The sequence below is a fragment of the Micromonospora sp. CA-244673 genome, from assembly GCF_050948395.1.
Taxonomy (GTDB): Bacteria; Actinomycetota; Actinomycetes; order Mycobacteriales; family Micromonosporaceae; genus Micromonospora.
Map to the genome: position 1 here is coordinate 4,842,137 of NZ_CP192019.1, position 15,798 is coordinate 4,857,934.

A 15,798-nucleotide genomic window follows, 5' to 3' on the forward strand; every position below is an offset into this window, starting at 1 on the left:
ATGGCTTTCTGCGTTAGGGTTCGACGGGCCGAGCGAAACGGATCCAAGGCCCCCTGCGAGCGGCCGGATCCGCCCCGCTCATTTTCCGCACCCGGCTCGCATGTGCGAGCGGGTGGATCGCGCGTTGGCGCGCAAACTTGGAGCAGCTCTTGACTGATGTAACCGCGCATGACTCGAATCTGTTCCGTGAAGCACCGAGAGCAGATACGGCTTTCGACCACACCCCTGCCGTCGACGTAAGTTCGGCTGCGATGACCCGCCTGCGCACCCCGTTCCGTGTCGAGGGTGACGCCGACCGGAAGCCGACGACTCGTTAGGCATCACGACGCAACGGAGCCCAGTCGTTAAGGGCTACCACGCGTGTCGGTTCGACGCGTCGCAGGTACCGACGTCCTGTGCAGGTGGATCAGCACCGCTGCCCGGCGGGTGCGTCTGCCACGCGGACCGGGCTCTGGGCGCGAAGGCGACCGGCGCGGCGCCGTACGCCGCGGCGTCCTCTTCGGCGAACAGGGGCTGGACACGCACGTCGCCGGTGAAGTACTCCGCGGGACCCGCGCTGGCGGCCTATGATCCGCTACGAGTGATCATCTGCTGCTCCTTGTTCTCTTCTTCTCCGCGGGACTATCGGCCCCGCGCGTCACGTTCCTCGTGCTCGGCGATGAGCGGCCGGGTCTGCGAGTGTGGATCTAACGGCACCTCTCTGTGTCAAGGCGTTGGCAGCAGAGAGGTCTCCGTGTCTTTGATCATGGTGCGGTAGACGACGTCGGAGAGGCGCCGCTTCAGGCAGCGCATGGCTTCCTTGTGGGTCTTTCCGGGGGCTCGTTTGCGCTGGTAGTAGTCCCGGCCCGGGGTCGCTCGTTTGATCTGGGCCATGGCCATGACGTGCAGGGCGTAGTTCAGCTGCCGGTCGCCGGCGCGCGAGAGGCGGTGGCGTTGGATGTCACCGGATGACACTTCAATCGGTGCGACGCCGCAGTACGAGGCGAACGCGGACTCCGACCGGAACCTGTTGATGGCGCCGGAGCGGGCCAGGATCTTCGCGGCGGTGACGTCGCCGATGCCGTGCAGATCGGTCAAGGTCGTGCCTGACGCTGCGACCGCAGCGGACAACGTTGCTGTTGCCTGGGCGATGCGCCGATCGAGGCGGCGCAGCTCGCCGAGCAGTTCCACGGCGACCTGGCGCATGGTGCGGGCCAGCACGGCCCGTGGGCGGATGCTGCGCAGCGCAGCGGCTGCGCTGTCGGCGGTCAGTCCGCGGGGCAGGCCGGCGGGAACGAGCTGTGCCAGCAGCGCGTGCAGCCGGTTGACGATCTAAGTGCGGCTGCGGACGAGGTCATCGCGGTGTTCGGTGAGGCATCGCAGGGCAGCGATCGCCTCATCCACCACGGCGGTGTTGAGCCGAGCAGCGGTGTGCGCGGCGATCCCGACCGATAGAGCATCGGCCTGGTCAGTCTTGCGGCCGTGCCCAACTGGAGAGCATCCGAACGCGGCGGGCGAGCTTCGCGGGCACATCCACGACGTCGACGCCGTCGGCTGCCAGACGAGAGGTCAACGTGGCACCAAGGCCCGTCGCGCCTTCGACCGCCCAGACGGCATGCGACCAGCGGCCGGCGAAGCGAAGTAACTGCCGATAGCCGTCACGGTTGACCTCGACGCGGATCGCGGCGAGAGGCTGGAGTCGGTTGTCGACCGCGACGGCGGTCCAGGAGGCCTTGTGTGGATCGATCGCGATGACGACCCGGGGTGGTGTAGACGACGCGGCGGCGGGCACTGGTTCTCCTTGCAGGACCGGAAAAGGGGATCCGGCGAGGAGGGCACACCAACTTCGGGCTTAACAGACCTCTCTCGAGCCACTCTCGCCGGCGGTTATGGCCGGGGCGCAGGCCGTTCGAGGGCCAGCCCGTGGGCGGCAGGTGTTTCCCGAGCGACCCCGACCACAACCTCGAAGATCATGGCTGCAGACCCTGATCTCCGCCACCAATCCAACAAGTTGGAGACCTCTCTGCTGCCAACGCCTTGACACAGAGAGGTGCCGTTAGATCCACACTCCCGAGCCTGCCCCGAAGGGGCCACTGATGTTAGGCGAAGTCCCAAGATCAGCATATTCTGGCTTGCCGAAGGTCAGGAACCGAAGATCGGAACACGGGGTGAGTTTGACCAGGGTATTTCATCGGCAGGTGGGGTTCGATCGGGCGATCGTCGAAGGACGTGTGCCTCGATGAGGACGCAGACGTTGAGGTCCTCGTCGTTGCGGCCGGCCGCCTAAGGTCGCCATGCGCCGGTGCGGGCGCTGCTCGGATGAGGGGCAACAGCGCCCTGGGCGCGGTCGGCGTCAGCGTGATCAGTCGGCGGAGGGCGGGACGCGGAACGAAGCCGGATTGACGGGACGGCTCTCCTTCGGCAGGCCGGCAACGACGAGGAGGTACGACTCGGTCACGAGATCGTCGACAAGCGCGGGCTCGACGTCCGCGCCCGCCCGCACCGTGATCCAGTGCTTCTTGTTCATGTGGTAGCCGGGCGAGATGCTGGCGTGAGCTGCGCGGAGCGCCTCCGCGACGGTTGGATCCGCTTTCAGGATCACGACCGGCTCGCCGGGCATGGACGTCTGCAGCATGAACACCTTGCCGCCGACTTTCCATACCTCCCAGTCGCCGGTGAACTGGTGTGTGTGCTCCGAGCCGGGAAGCTCGGCGGCGCGGGCCGCGGCTCGATCCTGCGTTGCCTTATCAATCTGCATTTTGACCTCCTCGAGGTCGTTAGGGGGTCGATTGCCCGGAGTCCGTCGAGGAGGTGCGGACGCCGCGCAACCGAGTCGAAGTGAACGGGGCCGGCACCGCGGTCCGATGTCCGCCCCGTCCGTCACATGTGCGTGAAGATCTTCTCCGCGTCGAACCGCGAGACCGGCTGGTGGGAGACCCGAGCCTCGTCGGGGTAGCCGAGCACCAGAAGCAGCGTGGTCGTGTAGTCGGTGTCGGTCAGGTCGAAGGCCGCGTCCACGGTCTTGCGGTCGAAGCCCTCCATCGGCGTCGCGTCCACCCCGAGGGATGCGGCGGCCATCATCGTGGCGCCGACGACGAGGTAGGTGTTCTTCTCAAGCCAGTGGAGCACGTTCCCGCCATAGTTCTCCGTCTGGATCTCCACGAAGTTGGAGGCGCCCGCCTCCCATCCCTTCTGGATCTCCGGGTCGGCGAAGCGCCCGTCGGCGCGCTCCTTCTCGAAGATCTCCTGCAGGTGCGTGTCGGGGATGTCCTTGCGCGTCGTGAAGACGATGGCGTGCGACGCGTTGCGCACCTTCTCCGCGTTGTCTGCGAAGCGGCCGACCAGTGCGTCCGCGAGCTTGTCCTTGCCATCCTGCGTCTCCAGCACGTGGAAACGGTTCGGCTGGATGTTGATCGTCGTCGGCGAGGTGCGCAGGTAACGCAGCAACTGCTGGAACGTCTCCTCCGGGATCCTCTTGCTCGGGTCGAAGTAGCGGGTGAGGTGCTTCGTGATCAGCTTGTCGAGATCCAACATCGTGCTTTCCTTCGTCTGAACGGCGGGTGGAGAGGAAAGTCAGGCCGACTGGTGGTCGGCGCCGGGGACGTCGACGACGGTGTCGCTGACGTTGTTGAGGTAGTTCGTGAGCAGGGTGACGACCACGATCGTGACGATCGCCTGGATCTCCGGGTCGATATACCCGACCTCGCGGATCGCTGCGAGGTCCTCGTCGCTGACCTGGCCACGCGTCTCGATCACGTGCTGCGCGAACTTCGCGACGGCGGCGCGCTTCGGGTCGCTGGACGTGCCCATGCGGGCGAGCTCAATCTCCTCCGCCGACATACCGCCGAGGTTCGACGAGATGAAACCGTGGAGTGCCTGGCAGTAGTGGCAGCCGTTCGACTGAGAGACCGCGAGGGCGATCGTGTGGCGCGTCTTCGCGTCCAGGAGCTTCGCGATGCTGCCCTGCAGGCCCATCACGATCTCGAGCACGGTCGGGTTCGCGGCGAGCGTGGTGAACATGCTGGGCGCGAAGCCGAACTGCTTCGCGATGGCGTCGAGCGCGCCCTGCGTTTTCGCGTCGATGTCGGCGCGCGCGGGAGCGGTCAGGCGAGACATGGTGACGAACCTCCGGGTGACCTTGCTGGACCATTTGGTCCACTCGCTTGAGTGAACACGATCGAAAGTGGGTTTCCAAGCCCAGTTTGTGTAACGTCGATTACATGCAGGTGAACAACGGGGCGGAGGCAGCCCAGAAGCTCACTCCCAAGGGCCAGACCACGCGCGAGCGAACACTGGCGCACACGGCCCCCGCGTGACGTTACTGGACTATTTCGTCCGCTCGCTGTGAGGACACGATCGAAAGTGGGTTTCCAAGCCCAGTTTGTGTAACGTCGATTACATGCAGGTGAACAACGGGGCGGAGGCAGCCCAGAAGCTCACTCCCAAGGGCCAGACCACGCGCGAGCGAATACTGGAGCACGCGGCGGCGTTGATCTACGACAAAGGGGTCCACGCAACCAACAACGAGCTCGTACGCCGCGCTGCAGGCGTGAGTGGATCGCAGCTGAGTCACTACTTCCCCACCAAGGAGAGCCTCGTCCTGGCGGTCATCGACTGGCAGGCCGACAGCGTCCTCGGCTTCCATCGCAGCGAACGGTTTGCCAGCTTCGACACCGTCGAGGCGTTCCAGGACTGGGCGGACTTCTACGTCCTCTCGGGGCGTCCGTTCAAGGACGGCTGCAGCCTCGGCTCGCTCGCGAGCGAGATCGTCAAGACCGATCTCGACGTACACGACCGGCTCGCGGAGGTGTTCGCGCAGTGGCGCGAGATCTTCCGCGTCGGGCTCGATCGCATGCGGCAACTCGGCCGCATCGACGCGTCCGCCGACTCCGCGCGGCTCGCCGACATGTTCCTCGCGGCGTATCAAGGCGGCATGCTCCTCGCTCAGGTCGCCCGGGACATCGGCCCCCTGCAGGACGCGCTCTCTGCGGCGGTTGACCATCTCCGAACGTTCGTGACGTCTGACGACCAGCACATAGGCTGACGCGGCACATCCGAGCCTCGGGTTTCGGAGCGCGGAAGTAGGTCTGGCGAAGTGGTAAGACGACCATGTCGGGCGACGCGAAAGGGCGTCCGCTCTGTTAGCAGAATGAGACGGCTCGCCGACATCCAGCCTCACGAATTCATGGGCCCGATGGCGTGATGGCTGATTGCCGACCCTGACGTAAAGGAGGCGCCGTCCTACCTGGAATGTCACCTACGACGGCGGGCGGACCTGGTGGTTGACCGATGCGACGCCGAACGACGCGGTGCAGAAGGGTTCGATCTGCACTGGCGGCACCACCTGCGGCACCGACCGGAACCTGCTCGACTTCATGGACATCCAGGTGGACAAGCAGGGCCGCGTCCTTGTCGGGTACGCCGACGGGTGCACCGGCGCCTGCGCCACCGGCGGCGCGCAGAACTTCGACCCGCTCGGCCACCATCGCCCGCCAGAGCGGCGGGAAGTCGCTGTTCGCCGCGTTCGACCCGGTCAAAACGGCGAAGGCGAAGAAGAAGTGATCCGGGTACGAGCGGGTGCTCTCGTGCTTGCCGCCGCCGCAGCCCTCACCGGCTGCGGCGGCGCCGCCGGCGAGACGGATCTCGGCGATCCCGACGCTCCCGGCGCGGCGGAACCCCGAAGCGCATCCACGGCCACCACCCTCGTCTGCGCGGACACGGCGACGGCCGTGCCGCGGCCCACCGCGCTCCCAGGCGAGGTTCCGCTGCCGTCCGACGCAATTCTCACCGGCTCGGAGCAGCGGTCCGGCGGGCGGCTGGTGGTCACGGCAGTGACACCAAGTGACTTCCGCTCGACCCTCGCCTTCATGCAGCGGGCCTACCCGGCCGCCGGGCTGATCCTCAGGGAGGGTGAGGTCGAGGACCGCGACGCGGAGTCGAACTTCGCCGGCAAGGGACTGGTCGGACGCTGGACGCTACGCGAGATACCGGACTGCGACCGCGACACCCTCGTCACCGTGCTCGTGGCCAGGCCCCGACGGCGGCAATGGCGCCCGAGCAGCCCCGGCTCGGCCGCAGCTAGGTGTGCTGTCCGGGGAGCTTGGTCAACCTGGTGATGGGTGGTAGGCCGCCGATGGCTGAGTGAGGCCGGTGGTGATTGTAGTGATGCAGGATCGCCGGTCAGGCCTTCCTGCGGGCTTGTTCGCTGTTGTAGAAGCGGGCGATGGCCCAGCCGTCGGTCAGGGTGCGGTGGAAGCGCTCGACTTTCCCGAAGCTCCTATGGGTGTCAACCCGTTCGGGCTGGCAGGGCTGTGGGTGAGGTCAGCAGCTGGTAGACCTCTCGTGCGATGTAGCGCTTGAGGCAACGGATGATCTCTTTCTTGGTTTTGCCGTCGGCGGTGCGCCGGTTGGCGTAGGCGCTGCCGTCGATGCCTCCGCCACACTCAGCCGCAACGGGCTTACCAGCCTCGAGGCGACGGCCCACATACCCTTGACACCTGCACGGGGGTCTCGGCGCCCTGCCAGACGGGCAACACGAAACGTGCGGCGGAGAGGTCCCGTGTCACCGTCACCGCGGCGTTCGGCCGCCCAGTAGGTCGGCCAAGAGATCGCTTCACTTGAGTTGTGCAGCGTTCGTCGGCAGATGATGGCCGCACCAACCGACCTGCCGGGCTGACCCGCCTGGCGGAACCGGCGGGCTGACCGCCCGATCAGCCGGGCGGACCGCCGGCCGACGTTCCGCCCGAGGGTCACCGATCCGCCCGGGTGAACCCGCCAATCGGCGACCCGCCTTCTCGATCGGCGGCGCCCGGCCGCTACCTGGGTGGTCGCGACGCCGATAGCCGACTCATCCCTTGCCGGAGCCACCTGCGATTTCGACAGTGGGCGCAGGAAACCCGGCCCGTACCGCCGAGGGCGCGAGGACGGCACGCCGGCGTGAAAGTCGCGGCGGAGCGGTGGCCCGAGCAGAGACCGGAGGTGACGGTTGGACCGCTGGTATCAGCGGATGCGCGGCCTCACCGACGACGGTGTCGTCGGCCGCCCCACCTGTACCCGGATGGGTGTCCGGGTCATCTACTAACGTCGGGAGAGTTCTCATGCGGGTGTCCTTCCGTCCGGCACGGGACGGCTACGCCTTCACCAACGGCTTCACCAACCACATCAAGATCGCCGGCCTGCCGATCACCGACACCAAGGGCCGGTGCGGCGGAATGGCGTTCGCCGCACTGGACCACTGGCACCAGCGCATGCCGGTGCCCGCCGCCAGCGCCCTGCCGCCGGACGGCAACCCGGTCGCGGACTACATCTACGACCGGCTGATCACCAGCATCGTCGACAACTGGCCGATGTACTTCCAGTTCATGCGGACCCCGGACCACCCGACCACCCTGAATGGGATCGGCGTGGCCCGGTTGACTCGGGAGGAGCAGTTCCCCAAGCTCAAGCAGCTCCTCGACCAGGGGCTCCCGCAACCGCTGGGCCTGTGCCAGTCCCGCGACCCGGGCGGCTTCGGCAACGACCACCAGGTGGTGGCGTACGGCTACGAAGAGGGCGAGCGGACCCGGGTCTTCATCTGGGACAACCGGTACGCCCGCCGTGAGGACGTGCTGGAGTTCAAGACCGCGTACGACCCGGCCGACCGGGTCGTGCGGCAGGGCAACGGCGACCAGTGGCGCGGTTTCTTCGTGGAGCGGTACTCGCCGCGGCTGCCCTGGTACCTCGCCGGGGGCAAGCTGCTCAGCGACCGCTCCGACCCCCGGATCTATGTGCTGCACGGCGGAGCGAAGTTCTGGGTGACCAGCCCGCAGGAGTTCGACCGGCTGGGGTTGCACTGGAACGAGGTGGTGGAACTGCCGGACGGATCGACCTCGTACGTCGCCGACGCGCCCGGGGACCGCGTCCTGCTCCGGGAGATCGACCGCGCGGAGGTGCACGTCACCTATGGCGGGCACGGCTTCCACATCCCCGACCCGGACACCCTGCTCCGCCTCGGATTCAGCTGGGCCGACGTCCGGGTGCTACCGCGCGACTCGCTGCGGGCGTTGCGCCCGGTGCCGGTGGACGGCACGGTGCTGCGCGAGGAGCACCAGGATCCGGTCTACCTGATGGTCGACGGCATGCTGCGGCACGTGCCGGACCCGGTCACGTTCACCGCGCTCGGGCTGCGCTGGGACCGGGTCGGTGTGGTGCCGGACGGTTCCCTGGCCGCCCTGCCCAAGGGCAGCCCGCTGCCTGCCTCCCACCTGCCGGCTTGGTCGGAGCGATCGGCGGGGCAGCTGATCACCCGCGACCACGACGCGGTCGACTACCGGATCGAGGCCGGGGCGAAGCCGGCGGACGAGGTGGAGTTCGTGCTGAACCTCGGCACCGGCCTGACCTGGCGCAAGGAGCTGGGCCTGCACGCGAAGGACGGGGACTGGACCATCGCGGTGCAGGACAGCAAGCGCACCGACGCCAACGGGCTCTACCGCTACCAGCTCCCCGAGGGACAGCTCCGGCTACGCAAAGCCAAGCTGTTCGGCGCGATCACCGGCGTGCTGGAGCTGAACGACCTAGACCGACTTCCAGCCGGCGCCCGGGTCACCTTCACCTGGGTACGGGACTGATCCCGGGCAGCTACGCCCAGGGCAGGGCTCCCAGCACGTCGTCATCAACCTCCATGCGGCCAGCCGCCACCGCCTCCGCGATGACCCGCCGCCGGAAGGCCCGCCTCGGGGCCGTTCGGCGGCGGGGCGGCACCGCGGGCCCCACCGGCCACCCACGCCTGTCCGTGGATTTCCCCTTGGCGGCGCCCGCGTCGTCAGGCCCTCAGTGCTTAGGGGTGTCTACATCGCGGTGAGAACGCCGAGGTGAGGTGCCTCCCGCGAGTCCGGCTGGTCGGGCGGCACCGCCAGATCAATGATGGCCTCGCCGCCGTCGGCGACATCAGGACGATCCGGCCCGGGTCGTGCCCGCTCTGCCGCACTGCTTCGTTCTCAGCCCACTCCGTGACCAGCCCTCAGCAAAGAAGCCGAGGCTTGATCTTCCCTGGGTCGCGTGCTCTGGACATAAGGCGCGTCCGGCGATTGTCGCTTCGTCCGCCCGGCGTTCGGGAGGTTCCCGAATTCCCACTGGTTCCTTCGTTAGGGTTCCTCCACAGCGACGCAGGCTCGCCGCCTACGGGACGCTGCGGCCAGCTCAGCCCAACCAGGACGAAGTCAGTATCGCCGGCGACTGGACCGAGATCACACTGTCCGGGTGGCTACGCAACCAGTTCAGCTTTTCCGCCTTCGAGGCCGACGTGTCCGGGCAGAGGGTTCCGGCGGCGTTGTTCACCTCCCCCGGGCTGCCGACGATCTGGCCTCGCCTGGATGACTTCGAGGGCCGAAACTATGAGCGGAGCCTCGGCCTGTACGAGTGCGAGGGCATCGTCGGCGTGGCTAACGTCTACGAGTGGGTGGGAGAATTGGTGAACGATCTCGACGGGGCCTGTTGCATTGCCCGTGTCCGGGGACCCAGGCACGCTTGACGGGTCCAGCTGTCGAGCCGTCGTCGCCGTTGGTCGCCGCCGAGGTCGGCGTTCACCGGGTTCCGTTTCCCGGCGGAGGTGATCGTCGTCGCGGTCCGCTGGTACCTGCGCTACAGCCTGTCCTACCGGGATGTGGAGGAACTCCTGTCTGAGCGCGGTGTCGAGGTTGACCAGTCACCGTCTTCCGGTGGGTGCAACGGTTCACCCCGTTGCTGGCAGACGTGGCCCGGTTCGCTCGCCACTCGCCCGGTGACCGGTGACCGGTGGTTCGTCGACGAGACTTACGTCAAGGTCAGCGGCGAGTGGCGCTACGTCTACCGGGCGGTCAACCAGCACGGGCAGGTTATCGACGTGCTCGTCTCGGGCCGCCGTGATGCCGCCGCTGCCCGCCGGTTCTTCCGGAAGGCCCTGCGGGTGCTGAAGGTGACGCCCCGCGAGGTCGTCACCGACGCCGCCCCGGTCTACCCCGCCGTGCTCGACGACCTGATCCCCTCGGCCTGGCACCATGTCGAGCGGTACGCGAACAATCCGATCGAGGCCGATCACAGTCAGTCAAGCAGCGGTTACGACCGATGCGTGGGCCCCGGACCGACCGGACCGCACAGGTGATCATCGCCGGACAGGCGTTCATGCAGAATCTCCGCCGCGGGCACTACGAACTCGGGCTCGACAGTCCGCCCAAGCTCCGAGTCGCTTCGGCGTTCAGTGAACTCGCCCGGGTGGTCTGACCGCGGACCCGACCCGGGCGTACCACGTCTCCCGATCAGATAATGCAACGGCGCCGATGGCTGTATGGCGGCGGGATGCAGGAGAGGCGGCAATGGCGGAGGACGACAACCGTCCGCTGAAGCGGGTCGACAGCCTGGACGACTTGGTTACCTGGCTGCGGTGGATAGCTGATGATCTCGCTCGCGATCCAGACGCCGTCGAGAACATGACCACAGACCGCTACTTGGAGGCGTGCGCGGCGTACCTCCAGGACCGAAGCCGCCTACAGAAGCGTGCCGGCAACCGTCTCCCGGCACAACCGACCTGGCAACTCCTCGCGGACGCCCTGCACGCAGGATGCTTCTACGAGTAAGCGCTCGCCTTTCGCCGCACCGTCAGCTTGGAAGGACGAAGATCAGCACCCCGAGATGCCTGAAACGCCTGCTCACGCGCTCGACCGCTCGTGCCCCTTCGTAACCGTGGGTGGACACAGCTACTGGCACGTTGATGGCACGTAGGATCTTGGCTGGCCGATAATCTGTCGGCGTGAATCATGACCCGCAGTCGCTGGTCGGCTACTTTGTAACCGAGGTCGGTGTCCGCCAGGCCTGGCCCTTCGTCACCTTCACCAGCAACAACGCCAGCCTCACGCCGGCCGAGCTGCGGCTGTACATCGACACCACCTGCGACGTAAGCCCACCCCCGTCGCTCGTCCTCGACCTTGCGGCCGACGAGCCAGCAGCGGCCCTGCCGGCACTACTCGAGGTGCTGAACGGGACAGTCACTTACGCCGCCGTCACCGCCACCGCCGACCTGATCCTCAGCTTCGACGGCGGCACCACCCTGCGGGTGTCCGGTGCTCCGAGCGCTTGGACCACCCATGACGTGTGGTGGCTCGGCAACCCCCACGCATAGTGCGCGAGTGAACCAGGGCAGCTCGGGGAAGCCATCCGGCCTACCGGCTACTGGCACCCGGAGGGCCCAGTGACCGGAGAATTACGAGATCAAGTTGCCCGCCGTGCCGACCTGGGCGGATGAGGGTCTAGCAGCCGAGACGCCTCTCGACATCTCACACCTCTCCCCCGCCGCCCGTGGACCTCTTGCGGACTAGATGCGGACCGCTCACCTGTCGGTGCGGTCCGGGTCCGTTTGGCCGCCGGACCGGTCGGGCAGAAGGTCGTGGTGACCGCCGCCGATGAGTCGCCCACGATCGAATTCAGGCGCTCGACGAGCCGCCAGGCCGTGCCGGTCGTCGCGCTGCTCGTGGTCGTGGCAGGAGAGGTCGTATTCAACCTCGCCCGGGGCCGGCAGTGGTGGGACGGGATATGGATTCTCCCGCTCTACTTGGTGATTTTCACCCTCCCCAGGCGTCTGGCCCGCCCAGCGGTCTCTGGCTACCAGTCACGGCTGCCCCTACGGCTCACTGAAGAGCACCTACAGGTGGCGGGCCCGGGCGAAGTCACCTTGTCCATTGATTGGTCGAACATTGCCAAAGCCGAAATCCGCGGGCGGCTGGTGGCGTTCCTGGTGATCGAGCCGATAGACCCGGACCTGACCCGCCCCCCGCTGAAGCGGTGGCAGTGGGCCGGACATGGACAGAGCCGACCATACGAAATCCTCGTTCCTCTCACCTACATGACTCCAGGCCGCGACGTGCTGCGCCGGGAACTGGCCCAGCGAACCGCTACTGCTGCCCGACATGGCATCTGAGATCGATCCCTTCCTGACCGGCAGGAAGCCGTCATGGCCTTGGGCTCAGAAGAAGATCGCGGATGGCTAGTCGGGCGGCTGCGCGCCTGGTCAGAATGTCCGCCGCCGTCGGGCAACGTCGGCGTTGGCTGGCGGGCTTGGCTGTACTGATGGCTGTACTCTCCCGGTCGTGACCGCCTTCGACGCGGAGACTGATCTCAGCGAAGATCTAGCCCTCCGCCTCATGATCAATACCTCAGTGACTCTCTTCTGGCGCACATCGATTCTTGACCGAACCAAAGAGTGGCTACGCGGTCACGGCTACCAGGTCACCCACCTGGACGCGTCAGGCTGGGCAACTGAGGAGGCCATGCACCGCGACATGGCGGCTGCACTGTGCTTCCCTGACTACTACGGGCGCAACCTCGACGCCCTCAACGACTGCATGCGCGACGTCGTGAGCTACGAATACGGGTGGTTGCCTGAGGCAGCCGGCCTCGCCCTTGTCTTCACCAGCTACGACACGTTTGCCACTCACTGCCCAAGGTCCGCTCAGATCCTGCTGGACATCATGGCCGACCACTCCCGAACTGCCAGCCTGTTCGGTCAGCGCCTGATGTGTCTCGTCCAAAGCAACGACCCGCAGATCCGGTTCCAGCCGGTTGGCGCGGTACCCGTGAGCTGGAACGACGCGGAGTGGCTGGACGCCAACCGCCGAGTGGACTAACCGCTCCTGTGGGGTTCAGGAGGAGAAGGTCAGTAGTGGCTGCTCGGTGACCTCAAGGTCAACAGGATCGGCTTCGGCACCATGCGCCTGACCGGCAGCGCCGCCCTCCACCAGGGCACTCCCAGCGACCGCGACCAGGCGGTCAGCGTGCTGCGTCGCGCGGTCGAGCTGGGCGGTCCTCGGTGCTGCTGGTCCAGACGTTCGGGATGTCGAGGACCTTCGCCGCCTTCACCAGGGTGATGCTGTTCAACTTGGCGACGTCGGGCGACTGGGTCTTGATGAACCCCATCGAGATGACCTGGTGGTCGATCAAGATCAGAGCACTGTCCTGCGCCTGTAGATCTGACATGGCTGTCAACTCCAATTCGGTATGGCGAACCCTCGGGGGTCCGTATCTGCTGCCCCGAGCGGTCTGCTCGGGTTGATAGCGGGGAATCCGTCGCCTGGGGCGAGCGGCTCAGATGGTGCGGTCGGGCACCGCGCACCCGTCCGGGGCGCAGATGCCCTCGGCGTCGGCGACAACCGGCAGCGGCTGCGGAGCGGGATGACTCTCGTCCCACGCTTTGGCCATGACCGCGAGCAGGTCGTCGAGGCCGAGCGCCCCGGGCACCGCGAAGCGGCCGTCGAACACGAGGAACGGTGCGCCGCGAGCCCCGAGGCGCTGTGCCTCGCGCTGTTCGGCCGCCACCCGGGCCCGGTAGCGGCGGCTGCGCAGGGCCTCGGCAGCCCCGGCGCGGTCCAGACCCACCTCGGCGGCGAAGTCGAGGACCTCCTCGGTCGTCCACAGCTTGCGGGCCTGCCCGAAGTGCGCCCGGAACATGGCCGTCCAGATCTCGTTGCCGCGTCCCTGGTCGGTCGCGTAGGCGAGCAGCTCGTGGGCGAAATCGGTCGGGCCGAGCGTGCGGTCGACCGCGCGGTAGGGCGTCAGGCCCTCCGCCTTGGCGGCCCGCTCGATCGGTCGCAGGACCCGGTCCACGGTCGTCGCGGGGGCCCCGGCCATCGTGATCAGCTCCCGTTGGCTGACACCCTCACGGGGCAGGTCGGGATGTAGCTGGAACGACCGGTGGATCACCTGCACCTCGTCGGCGTGCTCGAACCGGTCCAGGGCCTGGTGAAGCCGGTGATCCATCAGCCCGCAGTACGGGCAGACGATGTCCGACCAGAACTCGATCTTCATGGCACTCCTCCTCGTTTCTCACTTCATGTTCGTAACCCCATGATGCATTAGAATCGGAGAGCCACAAAAGGTACATTCATGTGCGTGGCACCGGCTGACGGAAGGGGTGGCGGTATGAGTGGCGAGGATCTTCGACGGAGGCGCACCAACGTCCGGGCGAACGTCCGGAGCGCCCCGGGGCCCTGTGCGCACTGGAACGACGAAGACGCCGACTTCATCCGCGAGGTCCTGGACCTCGTCGGCGACAAGTGGAGCGTGTTGATCATCGGTACGCTCGCCGACGGCCCCATTCGCTACTCGAACCTGGGCGACGCGATCCCCGGCATCTCCCAGCGCATGCTCACGCTGACCTTGAAGCACCTGCAGCGCACGGGCCTCGTCACCCGGACCTCCTACCCCGAGGTCCCGCCCCGCGTCGAGTACGCCCTCACCGACCTGGGCACGTCACTGCTCTCCACCGTCCTGGCCCTGGCCGCCTGGTCCGCCGACCACCATGTCGAGATCCGCCGCCACCAGACGGAGTACGACAACGGCGCCACCTAACTTGACTCTTAACTCCTGCGGCGTGAACGGGAATTGACGGCCTTCGTCTTCTTTCCGGCTGCTGTCTTGGCGTTCGTGGTGGTCGCGGTGTGGACGTCGTAGCGCGGGGTGGGGTGGTTGTTGCGGCGGCCGGGTGGCCGTCCTGGTCCTGGCCGGGAGGGTTGGGTGCACCGGCCGGGTTGGTGGGAGGCCGTCGCACAGCTTTCGATCTTTCGCCGTCAAGAGTTGGCGCTGTTACTTGCCCACAGTGGATGATCATGCTGTCCGTGGGATACAACTTCATTTCCTGTAGCCCGGACGACTCGGCGCCGATCAGGCATGACGTGCGTGGGTGGCTGCCGCCGCAGCATCTGTGCTGGCACATCCTGAAGGTCGTCGGTGAGCTCGACCTGTCCGGGTTGCTGCGGGGCCATCGTGCTGATGGCCAGGGCGCGGCGGCGTATCCGCCGCAGGTGCTACTCAGCTTGGTGCTGTACTGCTACTGCAAGGGCGTGCGTTCCACGCGCAAGATCGAGGCCGCTTGCCTCAATGACGTGGGCTGCCGGATCATCACGGGCAACCAGCAGGTCGACCATGCCACCGTCGCGCGGTTCCTACGCCGTCACCGCGAGGGTCTGAATGCGTTGTTCGTGCAGGTCCTGGCGCTGTGCGCCCGGTGCGGCTTGTGGTGCTGTCCGCCGTGGCGGTGGACGGTCATCAACGAATGCGACGCGAAGCTGGAACGCTACCGAGCCGCCCTCGACGCCGGCGCCAACCCGGCGGTAGTCACCGGGCGGATCGTCCAAACCCAGACCGAACGCGCCCGCGCCGAAGCGGATCTTGACGCGAACGCGGGCAACAGACCACGCCGCATGAGCCGAGCGGAAATCACAGCCCTGGTGACGGCCCTCGGCGACATCGCCGCGGCCCTTCGCGACGCCGACCCCGCGGACAAGGCCGAGGTATACCGCCAACTCGGCCTTCGGCTCACCTACCAGCCGGAAACGCAAACGGTGCGCGCTTCAGTCGATCTAAGCGCGCACCGTGGGGTAATGGTTTGTGTCCGAGGGGCCACACGAACCATTGCCCCACCGCCGATGACGATCGGCAAGACCTTGAGGCTCACCCTAGCCTAGTTGCCGGTGACCTCTTCGGGCACGCCGAAGTGGTCACCGCCCAGGAAGCCCTGGTCAGATGGCTGCCGGTGGGATTCGAGTCTCAACTGCCGGAATCCCTACCAACTCGCCATGGCGGATCTAGAGCCGCACGTCGATGCTGGATCGTCGCGGCGACTGGCTTCGGCGGGCCCAGGACGACAAGACGACAGTAGGCAGGCGGGGAGCAGCCAACGCTGACCACTTCGGTTTCTCTGGGAGGTCACGACGCACCGCTCGCCTACATCACCGCAGGTCAAAGGTCTCGTCCCGGTCCGAGGCCGGTGAGCACTTCGGGCGCGGTGACCACTTCCTGGTAAGCAACATTCGTACC

At 66.9% G+C, this 15,798-nt stretch carries 17 protein-coding genes and 3 pseudogenes; 11 read left to right on the forward strand and 9 right to left on the reverse strand.

The features are described 5' to 3' along the window. Window positions 1-705 precede the first annotated feature (705 nt). From ACQP12_RS22095 to ACQP12_RS22115, 5 genes are all read right to left on the reverse strand, one after another. On the reverse strand, window positions 706-1,200 hold the full coding sequence (locus tag ACQP12_RS22095) for a transposase (RefSeq protein WP_433281634.1): 495 nt from the start codon (window positions 1,198-1,200) through the stop codon (window positions 706-708). A 247-nt stretch (window positions 1,201-1,447) separates the two neighbouring features. Continuing rightward, window positions 1,448-1,771, reverse strand: a complete 324-nt coding sequence (locus ACQP12_RS22100; RefSeq protein ID WP_433281636.1) for a hypothetical protein — start codon at window positions 1,769-1,771, stop codon at window positions 1,448-1,450. A 570-nt stretch (window positions 1,772-2,341) separates the two neighbouring features. Continuing rightward, on the reverse strand, window positions 2,342-2,737 hold the full coding sequence (locus tag ACQP12_RS22105; RefSeq protein ID WP_433281638.1) for an MmcQ/YjbR family DNA-binding protein: 396 nt from the start codon (window positions 2,735-2,737) through the stop codon (window positions 2,342-2,344). A 122-nt stretch (window positions 2,738-2,859) separates the two neighbouring features. Next, the gene (locus tag ACQP12_RS22110) at window positions 2,860-3,513 is read right to left on the reverse strand and encodes a nitroreductase family protein (RefSeq protein WP_433281640.1); all 654 of its coding nucleotides are present in this window, start codon (window positions 3,511-3,513) and stop codon (window positions 2,860-2,862) included. A gap of 39 nt (window positions 3,514-3,552) precedes the next feature. Next, the gene (locus ACQP12_RS22115; protein WP_433281642.1) at window positions 3,553-4,095 is read right to left on the reverse strand and encodes a carboxymuconolactone decarboxylase family protein; all 543 of its coding nucleotides are present in this window, start codon (window positions 4,093-4,095) and stop codon (window positions 3,553-3,555) included. Between the two features lie 283 nt (window positions 4,096-4,378). Between ACQP12_RS22115 and ACQP12_RS22120 the strand changes: the two genes are divergently transcribed. Both ACQP12_RS22120 and ACQP12_RS22125 read left to right on the forward strand, forming a co-directional pair. Further along, complete coding sequence (locus ACQP12_RS22120) at window positions 4,379-5,023, forward strand: TetR/AcrR family transcriptional regulator (protein ID WP_433281645.1); 645 nt, start codon at window positions 4,379-4,381, stop codon at window positions 5,021-5,023. 238 nt (window positions 5,024-5,261) lie between these two features. Continuing rightward, window positions 5,262-6,095 (forward strand): hypothetical protein, encoded by an 834-nt coding sequence (locus ACQP12_RS22125; protein ID WP_433281647.1) that lies wholly within the window; start codon window positions 5,262-5,264, stop codon window positions 6,093-6,095. On the opposite strand, the pseudogene ACQP12_RS22130 reads toward ACQP12_RS22125, so the two are convergent. Further along, window positions 6,058-6,282, reverse strand: a pseudogene (locus tag ACQP12_RS22130) (integrase core domain-containing protein); the annotation flags it as partial. The gene ACQP12_RS22125 and the pseudogene ACQP12_RS22130 overlap by 38 nt on opposite strands. Then, window positions 6,266-6,397: pseudogene (locus ACQP12_RS22135) on the reverse strand (IS110 family transposase); the annotation flags it as partial. The pseudogenes ACQP12_RS22135 and ACQP12_RS22130, both read right to left, overlap by 17 nt. A gap of 679 nt (window positions 6,398-7,076) precedes the next feature. Here ACQP12_RS22135 and ACQP12_RS22140 point away from each other — a divergent pair. The 7 genes and pseudogenes from ACQP12_RS22140 to ACQP12_RS22170 all read left to right on the forward strand — a co-directional run. After that, complete coding sequence (locus ACQP12_RS22140; RefSeq protein WP_433281649.1) at window positions 7,077-8,585, forward strand: hypothetical protein; 1,509 nt, start codon at window positions 7,077-7,079, stop codon at window positions 8,583-8,585. Window positions 8,586-9,565: 980 nt separating this feature from the next. Continuing rightward, complete coding sequence (locus ACQP12_RS22145) at window positions 9,566-10,096, forward strand: IS6 family transposase (RefSeq protein WP_433281651.1); 531 nt, start codon at window positions 9,566-9,568, stop codon at window positions 10,094-10,096. A 211-nt stretch (window positions 10,097-10,307) separates the two neighbouring features. Further along, window positions 10,308-10,568 (forward strand): DUF7660 family protein, encoded by a 261-nt coding sequence (locus ACQP12_RS22150; protein ID WP_433281652.1) that lies wholly within the window; start codon window positions 10,308-10,310, stop codon window positions 10,566-10,568. A 173-nt stretch (window positions 10,569-10,741) separates the two neighbouring features. Further along, on the forward strand, window positions 10,742-11,110 hold the full coding sequence (locus ACQP12_RS22155) for a hypothetical protein (RefSeq protein WP_433281654.1): 369 nt from the start codon (window positions 10,742-10,744) through the stop codon (window positions 11,108-11,110). Window positions 11,111-11,377: 267 nt separating this feature from the next. Continuing rightward, entirely contained in the window at window positions 11,378-11,905 is a 528-nt protein-coding gene (locus ACQP12_RS22160; protein ID WP_433281656.1) for a hypothetical protein, read from the forward strand. 223 nt (window positions 11,906-12,128) lie between these two features. Further along, window positions 12,129-12,611 carry a barstar family protein gene (locus ACQP12_RS22165; RefSeq protein WP_433289369.1) on the forward strand — a complete coding sequence of 161 codons (483 nt, stop codon included), beginning with the start codon at window positions 12,129-12,131 and terminating at the stop codon, window positions 12,609-12,611. A gap of 81 nt (window positions 12,612-12,692) precedes the next feature. Continuing rightward, window positions 12,693-12,785: pseudogene (locus tag ACQP12_RS22170) on the forward strand (oxidoreductase); the annotation flags it as partial. Here the strand turns inward: ACQP12_RS22170 and ACQP12_RS22175 are convergent. Together ACQP12_RS22175 and ACQP12_RS22180 are read right to left on the reverse strand one after the other, a co-directional pair. Further along, window positions 12,754-12,960, reverse strand: coding sequence for a hypothetical protein (locus ACQP12_RS22175; RefSeq protein WP_433289583.1), 207 nt, complete (start codon window positions 12,958-12,960; stop codon window positions 12,754-12,756). The pseudogene ACQP12_RS22170 and the gene ACQP12_RS22175 overlap by 32 nt on opposite strands. A gap of 108 nt (window positions 12,961-13,068) precedes the next feature. Next, entirely contained in the window at window positions 13,069-13,788 is a 720-nt protein-coding gene (locus ACQP12_RS22180; protein WP_433281659.1) for a DsbA family oxidoreductase, read from the reverse strand. A 114-nt stretch (window positions 13,789-13,902) separates the two neighbouring features. On the opposite strand from ACQP12_RS22180, the gene ACQP12_RS22185 reads away from it, so the two are divergent. Together ACQP12_RS22185 and ACQP12_RS22190 are read left to right on the forward strand one after the other, a co-directional pair. Then, window positions 13,903-14,331 (forward strand): winged helix-turn-helix transcriptional regulator, encoded by a 429-nt coding sequence (locus tag ACQP12_RS22185; protein WP_433281661.1) that lies wholly within the window; start codon window positions 13,903-13,905, stop codon window positions 14,329-14,331. 251 nt (window positions 14,332-14,582) lie between these two features. Continuing rightward, the gene (locus tag ACQP12_RS22190) at window positions 14,583-15,446 is read left to right on the forward strand and encodes a transposase (RefSeq protein ID WP_433281663.1); all 864 of its coding nucleotides are present in this window, start codon (window positions 14,583-14,585) and stop codon (window positions 15,444-15,446) included. Window positions 15,447-15,798 lie beyond the last annotated feature (352 nt).